At 66.0% G+C, this 12,428-nt stretch carries 12 protein-coding genes; 6 read left to right on the top strand and 6 right to left on the bottom strand.

Going from position 1 to position 12,428, the window contains the following annotated elements; genetic code table 11:
* The 5 genes from N826_RS36865 to N826_RS43920 all read left to right on the top strand — a co-directional run.
* Window positions 1-298, top strand: a 298-nt coding sequence (locus N826_RS36865; RefSeq protein WP_044437429.1) for a helix-turn-helix domain-containing protein, incomplete at its 5' end; no start/stop codon positions are given.
* Between the two features lie 106 nt (window positions 299-404).
* The gene (flhA, locus tag N826_RS36860; protein ID WP_373866654.1) at window positions 405-2,453 is read left to right on the top strand and encodes a flagellar biosynthesis protein FlhA; all 2,049 of its coding nucleotides are present in this window, start codon (window positions 405-407) and stop codon (window positions 2,451-2,453) included.
* A gap of 102 nt (window positions 2,454-2,555) precedes the next feature.
* Window positions 2,556-3,635: a flagellar biosynthesis protein FlhF gene (locus N826_RS36855; RefSeq protein ID WP_044437427.1), complete on the top strand. Its 1,080-nt coding sequence runs from the start codon at window positions 2,556-2,558 to the stop codon at window positions 3,633-3,635.
* Window positions 3,632-4,423, top strand: coding sequence for a MinD/ParA family protein (locus tag N826_RS36850; RefSeq protein ID WP_044437425.1), 792 nt, complete (start codon window positions 3,632-3,634; stop codon window positions 4,421-4,423). Before N826_RS36855 ends, N826_RS36850 begins: the two co-directional genes overlap by 4 nt.
* Window positions 4,424-4,433: 10 nt before the next feature.
* Complete coding sequence (locus N826_RS43920; protein WP_147041195.1) at window positions 4,434-6,455, top strand: hypothetical protein; 2,022 nt, start codon at window positions 4,434-4,436, stop codon at window positions 6,453-6,455.
* 86 nt (window positions 6,456-6,541) lie between these two features.
* Here N826_RS43920 and N826_RS36830 read toward each other — a convergent pair whose 3' ends face one another.
* Together N826_RS36830 and fliI are read right to left on the bottom strand one after the other, a co-directional pair.
* Window positions 6,542-6,964: a flagellar FliJ family protein gene (locus tag N826_RS36830; RefSeq protein ID WP_044437417.1), complete on the bottom strand. Its 423-nt coding sequence runs from the start codon at window positions 6,962-6,964 to the stop codon at window positions 6,542-6,544.
* The gene (fliI, locus tag N826_RS36825) at window positions 6,961-8,271 is read right to left on the bottom strand and encodes a flagellar protein export ATPase FliI (protein ID WP_373866653.1); all 1,311 of its coding nucleotides are present in this window, start codon (window positions 8,269-8,271) and stop codon (window positions 6,961-6,963) included. Before fliI ends, N826_RS36830 begins: the two co-directional genes overlap by 4 nt.
* Window positions 8,272-8,489: 218 nt before the next feature.
* Here fliI and ctrA point away from each other — a divergent pair, with 218 nt between their 5' ends.
* Complete coding sequence (gene ctrA, locus N826_RS36820) at window positions 8,490-9,206, top strand: response regulator transcription factor CtrA (protein WP_044437413.1); 717 nt, start codon at window positions 8,490-8,492, stop codon at window positions 9,204-9,206.
* 178 nt (window positions 9,207-9,384) lie between these two features.
* Here the strand turns inward: ctrA and N826_RS36815 are convergent, their stop codons facing one another.
* From N826_RS36815 to N826_RS36800, 4 genes are all read right to left on the bottom strand, one after another.
* On the bottom strand, window positions 9,385-10,233 hold the full coding sequence (locus N826_RS36815) for a CheR family methyltransferase (protein ID WP_044437411.1): 849 nt from the start codon (window positions 10,231-10,233) through the stop codon (window positions 9,385-9,387).
* The gene (locus N826_RS36810) at window positions 10,230-11,396 is read right to left on the bottom strand and encodes a protein-glutamate methylesterase/protein-glutamine glutaminase (RefSeq protein ID WP_044437409.1); all 1,167 of its coding nucleotides are present in this window, start codon (window positions 11,394-11,396) and stop codon (window positions 10,230-10,232) included. Before N826_RS36810 ends, N826_RS36815 begins: the two co-directional genes overlap by 4 nt.
* 13 nt (window positions 11,397-11,409) lie before the next feature.
* Window positions 11,410-11,775: a response regulator gene (locus tag N826_RS36805; protein ID WP_044437407.1), complete on the bottom strand. Its 366-nt coding sequence runs from the start codon at window positions 11,773-11,775 to the stop codon at window positions 11,410-11,412.
* A 92-nt stretch (window positions 11,776-11,867) separates the two neighbouring features.
* On the bottom strand, window positions 11,868-12,359 hold the full coding sequence (locus tag N826_RS36800) for a chemotaxis protein CheW (protein WP_044437405.1): 492 nt from the start codon (window positions 12,357-12,359) through the stop codon (window positions 11,868-11,870).
* Window positions 12,360-12,428 lie beyond the last annotated feature (69 nt).

Raw genomic sequence — 12,428 nt, 5'->3', positions numbered from 1 at the left:
CGCGGCCGGATACGCGGCCTATGGCGGCGGCAGGATCATGGCCCCTGCCCCGCCGCCCGCCAGCGCGCCCGCCGCGGCCGGATTGCCGGGCAGCCTGACCGGACTGGTCGGCCGCACGGTGGCCGCCGTGGAGCGCGACCTGATCATCGACACGCTGCACCACTGCGTCGGCAACCGGACCCACGCCGCCAACATCCTGGGCATCTCGATCAGGACCCTGCGCAACAAGCTGAAGCAGTACAGCGAGGAAGGCGTCGCCGTCCCGCCGCCGGGCGATGTGGAGAGGTTCGCGTCGTGAACGGATGCGGCATCGTTAAGTACGCCGACAGGAAGAACGTGCCATGAGCGATCAGACCGGCGCCGGAAACTTCAACGCGGCGGAGCTGTTCAGCACCGCCAAGACGATGCTGGCGCGCGGCGACATCGTGCTGGCGATCGGGCTGGTCTCGATCCTGGTGGTCATGATCCTGCCGATGCCGTCGTTCCTGCTGGATATCCTTCTGGCGCTGTCGATGACGATGTCGGTGCTGATCCTGATGACGGTTCTGTTCATCCAGAAACCGCTGGAGATTAGTTCCTTCCCGACCATCCTGCTGATCACGACGCTATTGCGCCTGTCGCTCAATCTGGCATCGACACGCCTGATCCTGGCCCATGGCCACGAAGGTCCCGACGCGGCGGGCGCCGTGATCGAAGCCTTCGCCGGCTTCGTCATGGGCGGAAACTTCGTCATCGGCGTGATCGTCTTCGCGATCCTGACCATCGTCAACTTCGTCGTCATCACCAAGGGGTCGGGCCGCATCGCGGAAGTGGCGGCGCGCTTCACCCTGGACGCCATGCCCGGCAAGCAGATGGCGATCGACGCCGACCTGTCGGCCGGCATGATCGACGAGCCGGAGGCGCGGCGCCGCCGCAAGGAACTGGAAGAGGAAAGCGCGTTCTTCGGCTCGATGGACGGTGCGTCCAAGTTCGTGCGGGGCGACGCCTCGGCCGGCCTGATGATCACCTTCATCAACGTGATCGCCGGCATGATCATCGGCATCGCGCAGAACGACCTGCCGTTCATGGTCGCCGCCGACACCTATACCCGGCTGACCATCGGCGACGGCCTGGTGTCGCAGATCCCGGCCCTGATCATCTCGGTCGCCGCCGGTCTGCTGGTGTCCAAGGCCGGCGTTTCCGGATCGGCCGACAAGGCGCTGTTCGGCCAGCTCAGCGGCTATCCGACGGCGCTGGGGCTGTCGTCGGCCATGCTGTTCGCGCTCGGCATGCTGCCGGGCATGCCGTTCATCCCGTTCATGGCGCTGGCCGGGGCCACCGGCTTCGCAGCCTATTACCTGCCGAAGGTGCGCGAGAAGAAATCGAAGGAAGACGCCGAACTGGCGATGGAGGAGGCACTGCCCGCCCCCGTCGCCGACGAACCGATCGGCACCGCGCTGTCGATCGACTCGGTCCGGCTGGAGCTGGGCTACGCCCTGCTGACGCTGATCAACACCGCCAACGAAGGCTTCCGCCTGACCGACCAGATCAAGGGCCTGCGCCGCCAGCTTGCCGGCGAAGTCGGGTTCGTGCTGCCGTCGGTCCGCATCCAGGACAACCTTCAGCTTCCGCCCAACACCTATGTCGTGCGGATCAAGGAGATCGAGTCGGGACGGGGCGACATCCGGCCCAACATGCTGCTGGTGATGGACCCGCGCGGCGAGGCGATCTCGCTGCCCGGCGAGGCCACGGTGGAGCCGACCTTCGGCCTGCCCGCCATGTGGATCGAGCAGGGCTACCGCGAGGAGGCCCTGTTCAAGGGCCTGACCGTGGTCGATGCCTGCACGGTCATCACGACGCACCTGACGGAAGTCATCAAGGACAACATGCCCGACCTGCTCTCCTACGCGGAGACGCAGAAGCTGCTGGACGAGATCGGGCGCGAGAGCCAGAAGCTGGTGGCCGACGTCATTCCGGGCCAGATCACCATGGGCGGCCTTCAGCGCGTGCTCCAGAACCTGCTGGGCGAGCGCGTCTCGATCCGCGACTTGGGGACCATCCTGGAAGGCGTGTCGGAAGCCTGCGGCTTCACCCGCAACATCACGGCGATCACCGAGCATGTCAGGACCCGGCTGGCCCGCCAGATATCGGAGTCCAACACCAACGAGGCCGGGTTCATCCCACTGATCACCCTGTCGCCGGACTGGGAGCAGGCCTTCGCGGAATCGATCGTCGGCGACGGCGACGACCGGCAGCTTTCCATGGCGCCGTCGCGCCTTCAGCAATTCATCACCAATGTGCGCCAGACTTTCGAACGGCACGCGATGATGGGCGAGACGCCGGTGCTGCTGACCAGCCCCGGGGTCAGGCCCTATGTGCGATCGATCATCGAACGGTTCCGTCCGGCGACCATCGTGATGTCGCAGAACGAGATCCACCCAAAGGCGAAGATCCGTACCTTAGGACAAATCTAAAGTTATGTGACTAAAGGCGTGGGCCTTAAGTCACGGGAATTGACGGTCTGGCAATGATGATCTGGCAGGATCGGCCGCAGGATAAGGAAAGGTAGGAACAAGGTGCGGCTCAAGAGCTTTCATGCTCCGTCCATGGTGGAGGCGATGCGGCTGGTCCGCGACGCCCTGGGCGACGACGCCATCATCGTCGCGACGCGCGAGGAGGAGGGTGGCGTCCGCCTGACCGCCGCGATCGACGATGTGGAAGAGCCGCCGCTTCCGCCGCCGCCCAGCCACGATCCGGAGCCGTCCCACGGCGGTTACGATCAAGGCAGGGACGATGGCCGGGACCAGGGCCGGGACCAGGGCCGGGATCATGGCCGGCACTATCGCCGCGAGCCGGAACTGGACGTCGTCGATCTGGTCTGCGACGCATTGTCCCGCCACGGCACGCCGCCGCTGGTCACGGACCGGCTGCTCAATACGATCTCGACCTACGATACCGAAGACCCGCTGGCGGCACTGTCGGCGGCGCTCGACAGCATCTTCACCTTCCAGCCGCTTCCCCTGGGCCGCGCGCCCCGCCCCTTCATGCTGATAGGCCCTCCCGGCGCCGGCAAGACGCTGACCATCGCCAAGCTTGCCACCCGCTCCACACTGAGCGGCCGCAAGGTCGGGGTGATTACGACCGACACCGCGCGGGCGGGCGGGATCGACCAGCTCGCCGCCTTCACCAAGCTGCTCAAGCTGAAGCTGCTGGCGGTCGAGGATACCGATGCCCTGGCCGACGCGCTGAGCGTTCAGCGCGGGGTCGAGCAGGTGCTGATCGACAGCGCAGGGCGCAACCCGTTCGACCCCGACGACATGAACGACCTCGGCGACCTGCTGAACGCCGCCGACCTGGAACCGGTCCTGGTCCTGCCGGCCGGCTGCGACGCGGCAGAAGCTGCCGAGGTAGGATCTTCCTTCCGGGAGCTTGGAGCCCGCCGTCTGCTGCTGACCCGGCTCGACATGACCCGCAGGCTGGGCAGCCTGCTGGCCATCGCCTACGAAGCGCGCCTGAGCTTTTCCGACATCAGCGCCACTCCGCAGGTAGCGGAAGGCCTGAGCCCCCTCAATTCATTATCTCTGGCACGACTCTTGCTACCGAATCACGTGCAGCACGCCGCACGAACAGCCAAGCAAACGGGAACTTTTTCATGACCGACGTATCATCGGTTTTCCCCGCCAACATCACCCAGTTGCGTGGCCATAACGTCATTGCGGTGGCGAGCGGTAAGGGCGGTGTCGGCAAGACATGGTTCTCGATCACCCTTACCCATGCGCTCACCAAGCTGGGCCGCAAGGCCCTGCTGTTCGACGGCGACCTGGGGCTCGCCAACGTCGACATCCAGCTGGGACTGATGCCGAAACGCGACCTGGGGGCCGTGGTCGACGGCCGCTATTCGCTTCAGGCGGCGGCGGAGCGGTTTACCGACGGCGGGTTCGACATCATTGCCGGCCGGTCGGGATCGGGCAACCTCGCCAACCTGACGGTGGCGCGGCTCAACGAGCTGCGGAACGACCTGATGACGGTCGCCCGCAGCTACGACGCCGTCGTGATCGACCTGGGCGCCGGCGTGGACCGCACTGTGCGGCAGCTGTCCGGTCCGGCCGGGATCACCCTGGTGGTAACGACGGACGAGCCGACGTCGCTGACCGACGCCTATGCCTTCATCAAGGTCACGCATGCGACCAACCCCAATGCCGACCTGCGCGTGGTCGTCAACATGGCCAGCAGCGTGCGCGAGGGCGAGCGCACGTATTCGACGATCCTGAAGGCGTGCCAGAACTTCCTGAAGTTCGCGCCGCCGCTGGCCGGCATCGTCCGGCGCGACCAGAAGGTGCGCGACGCGATCCGCAACCAGACGCCGCTGCTGATGCGCTCTCCCAGTTCCGACGCTGCGTCGGACGTCCGCAATCTGGCGGCTAAGCTGTTCGGCCCGCAATGACCGTTCCCTCATGACCGGACCGGTCCCGCCTCCGGCGCCGGCGACGCCTGCGGGCACTGCCGGCACGAGCGCCGGCACGGCCGGGACCGTGGCGGCGACGCCTCCGGAACCTGCCGGGGAAGCATCGCTCGAGAAACTGCCGGAGAAGCTCAAGGAGCTTGTCCGGACCGTCGTCGTGTCCGGCACCGTGGTCGAGCAGAGCGGCGACGGCAGCGTGAAGGTCAGGACCCAGGCGGGCGAGGTCAGCCTGAAGACGCCCACGCCGCTGCCGCAGGACCGTCAGGTGACGCTCCAGATCCCGCCGGGCAATCCGCCGCTGAAGGCCTTGGTGTTCATGGTCGGCCCGCCGCAGACACCACAGCAACCACCGGCACCGCCGCCAGCGCCACCGCCGGCTCCATCGCCGCTGCCGTCCATGGCGGTGCCGCCGGCGCAGGTGCCCTTAGCCGCTTCCCGTACGCCCCCGCCCATGCCGGGGATGCCCGCCACGGCGGCGCCCGCACCGGTGGCGGTAGGCACGGTCATAGCGGCGACGGTGGCATCGACCAGTCCTCCACCAGCGCCCGCGCCGGCACCGCCGCCAGCACTGCCGATTGCTCCGCCTGTGCCCAAAGCGCCTGTCATGCCTGCCGCGCCTGCTTCAAGTCCCATGCCGCCTGTTCCGCAGGCTCCGGTCGCTCAAGCGGCCGGTCAGCCCATCGGTCAACCACCTGTCGGCCAAACCGTCGGTCAGCCGCCAGCGCCATCGACTCCGGCTCCCGCTCCGGCCAGCACGTCTCCGGTGCCGGTAGACCGGCAGGAAGCGCCGACGCGCCCGCAGTCCGCCCAGCCGGCGCCACAGCAGGCCAAGCCACAGCCGACGCCTCAAGTGCCGCCATCAAGCCCCACGCCGGTACCGGCTGCTCCTGCACCACCGCCACCTGCGGGCCAGCCGGTACCTGCGGCCCAGCCGGCCCCACCGCCCGCTGCTCCCGTTCCAACGGCCCCGGCTCCGGCAATCCCTCAGCCAGCGGCTCAGCAGATGCCGGTTCTGAAGGCTGGAACCGCCGTCGAGGTGCGCGTGGTCGCTCTGCCGCCGCAGCAAAGTCCGCCGCAGGGTCCGGCGCCTCCCCAGGCATCGCAGATCCCATCCAGCCCGCAACCGGCACCGCCGCCGGCGGCGGCTCCGATTGCGCCACCCGCCCTCCCGACCCTGGCGGCGACGGTCGCGGGAACGACCAGTGCCGGACAGCCGATCGTGACGACGGAACGTGGCGTCATGGTGCTGAACACCAGAACGCCGCTTCCCCATGGAACTCAGGTGGCGATCGGGTTGCCGCCGGTCCGGCCCGCCCCTGCCGAACCCTTCGACCCGCTGCGGGGTCAGGACTGGCCGGTCCTGCGGGAAACGCTGGAGGTGCTCTCCAAAGCCGATCCCGTGGGCACGCGGTCGCTGGCGAACGCGGTCCTGCCCCAAGCGAATGCGCGACTGGCCGGCACCCTGCTGGCCTTCACGGGTGCGGTCAAGAAGGGTGACGTCCTTGCCTGGCTGGGCGAGGAGGCCGCCAAGGCGCTGGAAAAGCTTGGCCGCGCCGATCTGCTGGAGAAGCTGGACGACGACTTCAAGCAGCTTGCCCGGCAGGCGGCCGACATCCCGCCGGGCGACTGGAAGCCGTACTCGGTCCCCTTCTCCGACGGGACCGAACTGCACCGCATCCTGATGCATGTCCGCCAGCCCGGCGCCGATGACGTGGACGAGGATGCCGGCGGCGCCGACGGACACGGCGCCCGCGCCAACCGTTTCCTGATCGACCTGACGCTCAGCCGGATCGGCGAACTTCAGCTCGACGGCCTGATCCGCCCCCGCCGCTTCGACCTGATCCTGCGCACCCATTTGCCGCTGCTGCCCGATATGCGCCACGAGATCGGCAGGCTGTTCAACGATTCCCTGGAAGCGCTCGGCATGGCCGGCGCGGTATCGTTCCAGGCGGGGACGCAGGGCTGGGTCGCGATCCAGCCCGGCCCGTCGGGCCGCGTCGGGATGAGCGCCTGAAGCCGGCTATCATACCAGGGGCCGAAGATATCGACCTGTGTGGCCCAACACTGCCGACCGCCGGTCGAACTCTTCGGCTTCTGGTATCAGTGTTCCCGGCGGCGGGTGAAGCCGCTCAGGGCAACTTCGTCCAGCGCCGCGTTTTCACGAGTCTTGCGCTTGGCGTCTTCCCGGCGGTCGCGGCCTTCCTGCGCCAGCTCGTACCGTTTCAGCTCCTGGAAGGCCTCCGCCATTTCCTCGGTCGCCTCGGCGATCTGGTGTTCGACCTGGGCCACCGACTGGGCCAGCCGCTTGCGGCGCTCGATCGCCTGCTTGGCGAAGTTGCCGTAGCCGAACGAGGCTTCCGGCGAACTGCGGGCGATCTCCTGCTCGGCCAGGATCTCGCGCTCAAGGCGGGCGGTGTCCTGGGCCAGCTTGTCGGCCAGCGCCTGCAACTCGGCCAAGGCGCGGCGTTTCTCGTCCAGGCGCCACTTGTGGAGACGGATCAGGGTATGCAGGCCGCTGCTCATGGCCAGGTTACGTTCAGGATCTCAGCCAATCTGGCGTAGCCGGTGTCCATGTCGGTGCGCTCGCGCTTGCCCTGTTTAAGGAATTCCTCGATCGCCGGATTGTACTCGATCGCCTCGTCGACCAGCGGATCGCTGCCCCGGCGATAGGCCCCCAGCCGGATCATCTCGGCCATGTCGTTGTAGGCCGACAGCAGCCGCCTCGCCCGGCCGACCAGCGCGTTCTCCTGGTCCGTGTTGCAGCCCGGCATGGTCCGCGACACGCTGCGCAGGATGTTGATGGCGGGATAGCGTCCGCGCTCGCCGATCGCACGCTCCATCACGATATGGCCGTCCAGGATGCCGCGCACGGCGTCCGCGATCGGTTCGTTGTGGTCGTCGCCGTCCACCAGCACGGTGAAGAGGCCGGTGATGTTGCCGTCGCCGATGCCGGGGCCGGCGCGCTCCAGCAGGCGCGGCAGTTCGGCGAAGGTGGTCGGCGGATAGCCCTTGGTGGTCGGCGGCTCGCCGGCGGACAGCCCGATCTCCCGCTGCGCCATGGCGAAGCGGGTCACGCTGTCCATCATGCACATGACGTTCTTGCCCTGGTCGCGGAAGTATTCGGCGATCGACATTGTCATGTAGGCCGACTGCCGCCGCATCAGCGGCGCTTCGTCCGACGTGGCGACGACGACGACGCTGCGCGCCATGCCGTCCTCCCCCAGATCCTCGGTGATGAACTCCTGCACTTCGCGGCCGCGTTCGCCGATCAGGCCGATGACGTTGACGTCCACCGACATGTAGCGGGCGAGCATCGACATCAGCACCGACTTGCCGACGCCGGAACCGGCGAAGATGCCCATGCGCTGGCCGCGGCAGCACGACAGGAAGGTGTTCATCGCGCGGATGCCGAGGTCGATCTTGCCGCCGACGCGGCGGCGCGAATGGGCAGGCGGCGGGTTGTTGCGGATCGGGATGCCGACCTTGCCGTTGAGCAGCGGCCCCTTGCCGTCGATCGGTTCGCCGAGCGCATTGACGACGCGCCCGAGCCAGCTTTCGTCCGGAAATACCTCCGGCTGGCCATCCGACACTTCCGCCTTGCAACCGAGACCGACGCCGTCAAGGTTGCCGAGCGGCATCAGAAGCGCGCGCCCATTGCGGAACCCGACCACTTCGCACGGCACGCGCCTTCCGGCGCGGGCGATAATCGTACAGCGGCCGCCAATCGACAGAAGCCGCTCAACTCCCCCCACTTCAACGAGTAGACCGAGCACAGCAGTCACGCGGCCGAAGTATCTATACTCCGGTATGCGTGCAATTTCGTTAATTATGTGGCTTTGCTCAAGGCTCACGATGTGAGATATCTATACGTGTATTAACCGTGAAGACGGGCGAAATACCGGCAAATGCGGCAAAAGCTACAATATGAGGGAATGATTAACTTTCTGTAAACTTTGCTAACGGTAGCATTAAGCTGAATCGTCTGTTAACATGAGTATCACCTGGTTCGGCAGGTTGTGCCCTGCCCCATCAACGTCGGGATGTCGCCATGAGGGTTTTGCTGGTCGAAGACGACTCCTCGGTCGCAAAAAGTATTGAACTGATGCTGCACTCCGAGGGCTTCATCGTCGATTCCACCGATCTCGGTGAGGATGGGCTGGAGATCGGGAAGCTGTATGACTACGACATAATCATTCTGGACCTGATGCTGCCGGATATAGACGGCTACGAGGTCTTGCGCCGTCTCCGCTCCGCCCGCGTCACCACGCCGATCCTGATCCTGTCCGGTCTGTCGGAACTGGATCATAAGATCAAGGGCCTGGGCGTCGGCGCCGACGACTATCTGACCAAGCCCTTCGACAAGCGCGAACTGATCGCCCGCATCCAGGCCATCGTCCGCCGCAGCAAAGGCCATTCCGACAGCGTGATCCGGACCGGCCGGCTGACCGTCAACCTGGATACCCGCACGGTCGAAGTGGACAGCTCGCCGCTCCACCTGACCGGCAAGGAATACGGCATCCTGGAACTGCTGAGCCTGCGCAAGGGCACCACGCTGACCAAGGAGATGTTCCTGAACCATCTCTACGGCGGCATGGACGAGCCGGAGCTGAAGATCATCGACGTCTTCGTCTGCAAGCTGCGCAAGAAGCTGGCGCAGGCGACCAAGGGCGACAACTACATCGAGACCGTTTGGGGCCGGGGCTATGTCCTGCGCGATCCCCAGGAAGACGCCATGCCGCCGCAGAAGGTACAGGCCGCAGGCTGACGCCAGCCTGCGGCGACCGTGAGTTCATGAACGACGAAAAGCCGGCGGCAGAAGTATCTGCCGCCGGCTTTTCGTCGTTCATGCGGGAGTTTGATGTTGGGCCACGGCCCAACCTAGGCACGGCCCAACCTACGAGTGACGATACCCGCAGGTTGAGCCGTGGCCCAACAACTTCACGTCAGCTCGCCACTGCCCTGGCCGCCTGAGCGCCCGCCGGAGGATTGACCACGTAAAGACCGCGCTGATTGTCCATCGGCTTGAAGCGCTCGGTAATGCCGAGGACGGTTTCGGCGCCGCCCAAATAGAGCACGCCATCCGCCGGCATCAGCTTGGCGATGCTGTCCAGGACCTTGCCCTTGGTCGGCTGATCGAAATAGATCAGCACGTTGCGGCAGAACACGACGTCGAACTGGCCGAGCGGCGTCAGGTCGGTCAGCAGGTTGTACTCCCGGAAGCTCACCATCTGGCGGATCTTGTCGGAGACCTGCCACTTGTCGCCAACCTGCTTGAAGTACTTGACCAGATGGGTGATCGGCAGGCCGCGCTGCACCTCGAACTGGGTGTAGATGCCGGCCTTGGACTTCTCCACCATCTCGGAGGACAAGTCGGTGCCGACGATCTCGAACCGCCAGCCGTCGAGCTTGGCGCCCTCCTCCAGCAGGAGCATGCAGAGCGAATAGGCTTCCTGGCCGCTGGAACAGGCCGCCGACCAGATGCGGACCGAGCGGCGTGCCGAGCGGCACGCCAGCATCTTGGGCAGGACGACCTGCTTGAACTGCTCGAACGGCTTCTGGTCGCGGAAGAACGACGACTCGTTGGTCGTCATCGCCTCGGTGATGTCGCGCAGCAGCGCTTCCTCGCGCCGCGTGCGGATCGCAACGGCCAGCTCGTCGAGGCCCTTCATGTTCCACTTGCGCGCGACCGGCATCAGCCGCGACTCGAGCAGATAGGCCTTGTCCCGCGACAGCACGAGGCCGGAGCGCTGTTTCAGCAGAACGCTGAACATGTCGAAGTCTTCGACCTTCATGCTGCGGTCCTCAAAGCAATCTTGCGGATAAAGGGTCCGATTTCACGCAAAGGCATAACGGCGCTGCATAGTCCCGCCGTGGCCACGGCGCCGGGCATTCCCCAGACGACGCTGGAAGCTTCGTCCTGGGCGATCGTCAGGCCGCCGGCCGCCACCAGTTCGGTGCAGCCGCGCATGCCGTCCTGGCCCATGCCGGTCAGGATGATGGCAAGCGCGCGCTTGCCGAATATCTTGGCGATGCTGCGCATCATGGGATCGACCGCCGGGCGGCAGAAGTTCTCCGGCGGCTCCTTGTTGACCGACAGCACCGTGCCGGTCCCCTTGGTCGCCAGCACCATGTGGAAGTCGCCCGGAGCCAGATATATGCGTCCCCCCACCAGCGCCTCGCCGTCCTTGGCCTCGGAGCAGGGGATGCCGCATTGCCGCGTGATGTGTTCGGCCAGGATCGTGGTGAAGGTGGCTGGCATGTGCTGGGTGATCAGGATCGGCTGGCGGATGCCGCCCTTCAGGTGCGACAGCACCTCGAACAGGGCCTGCGGTCCGCCGGTCGAGCTGCCGATCGCGATGATGTCGGGCACGGGCGGCACCGCCGGCATGGGCCGGAGAACCACCGCCGCCGGGTCCATCGATCGCGGGCGCGGGAAGGCGCTCAGCGGCGCCGGGAGCCGCTCGTTCCGAAGGCCGGGCCGGTTGCGCGATCCGGCCCGCCGGGCGGCGATCGCCAGCGCCTTGACCTTGCTGACCAGTTCCCGCTTGAACGTGTCGGCAGCCCCCAGTTCACGCGTCGAGGACGGCTTGGTCACGTAGTCGGCCGCTCCGGACTGGAGCGCCTTCATGCTGACCTCGGCGCCGCGCAGGGTCAGCGTCGACGCCATGATGATCTTTACCGCCGGATCGATCGCGACCAGCTTGGGGATGGCGGTCAGCCCGTCCATCACCGGCATCTCGATGTCGAGCACGATGACGTCGATGCCCTGACGGGAAAGCGCGTTGAGCGCCATCTGGCCGTCGCCGACCGACGCCACGACGCGCAGTTCAGGGTCGCCTTCCAGCGCGCGAGAAAGCAGTCCACGGATGACCGCACTGTCATCGACCACCATCACCCGATGGGGGTCGTCCACACCCACCGCCTTGACGGCGGCTTTGCCCGGAATTTCGCTCATGCTCCTCCGGGCCTCAGATCAAGCCGATCTGGGCGAATTTGGTCTGGATGATATCGCTGTCGAAGGGCTTCATGATGTACTCGTTAGCCCCGGCGCTCAGCGCTTCCTGAATGTGGGCCAGATCGTTCTCGGTGGTGCAGAAGACGACCTTCGGCTGATCGCCGCCGGACATCTTGCGCAACCGCCGGAGGAAGTCGATCCCGTTCATGACGGGCATGTTCCAATCCAGCAGGACCGCGTTCGGCATTTCCCGCGCACAGGCTTCCATCGCCTGCTTGCCGTCCTCGGCCTCGGAACAGGTGAAGTGCAGCTCCTCCAGGATCTTTCGCGCCACCTTGCGGACAACGCGGCTGTCATCGACGACAAGACAGGATTTCATACGAGACCTCGGCTAGGGCGCAGGTTCTGGGTGCTTGTACTGAGCGACGCACCGGCGGGAAACTAGGTCCCCACCGGAGCGTCGTCCCAGGACTACACGGCCTCCAGATTGGCGAAATTCAACAGCCGGGACACGTCCAGCACCACCAGCAGCGTCCCGTTCAGGCGGTAGATGCCGGTCGATAGCTCGCGCCACCGGACATCCAGGGTTGACGGGTTGCGCTCGAAATCGTCCGACGACAGGCTCAGCACCTCGCCGACGCCATCGACCATCAGGCTGTAAAGCTCACCCCGGAGATCGACCACGATGCTCATGCCCGGCTTTTCCTTGGGCCGGGCCGGAAGGCCGAGCCGCAGGCGGACGTCGATCGCCGTGACGATCCGGCCGCGCAGGTTCAGCGAACCCGCTACTTCCGGCGGCGCCAGCGGGATACGGGTGATCCGCTGGTTGCCGAGCACGTCCTGAACCTGGAGCACCGGGATCCCGAACAACTGGTCCGAGATCATCATGGTGACGAAATCTTCGTTCGCATTGACCGAGAAGTCGTCGAACTTGGTCTTCTTTGCCGGCAGGTTGGCGGTCATGCGGCACCTTTGGTCTCGGAGAGGGTCTGCGACAGCGTGAACAGCAGGGCGTCACGGTCGAACTTGGCG

This window comes from Skermanella aerolata KACC 11604, assembly GCF_000936425.1.
Taxonomy (GTDB): Bacteria; Pseudomonadota; Alphaproteobacteria; order Azospirillales; family Azospirillaceae; genus Skermanella; species Skermanella aerolata.
The sequence above is the reverse complement of the archived record's forward strand: the minus strand, read 5'-3'. Positions and strand labels throughout refer to the sequence as shown.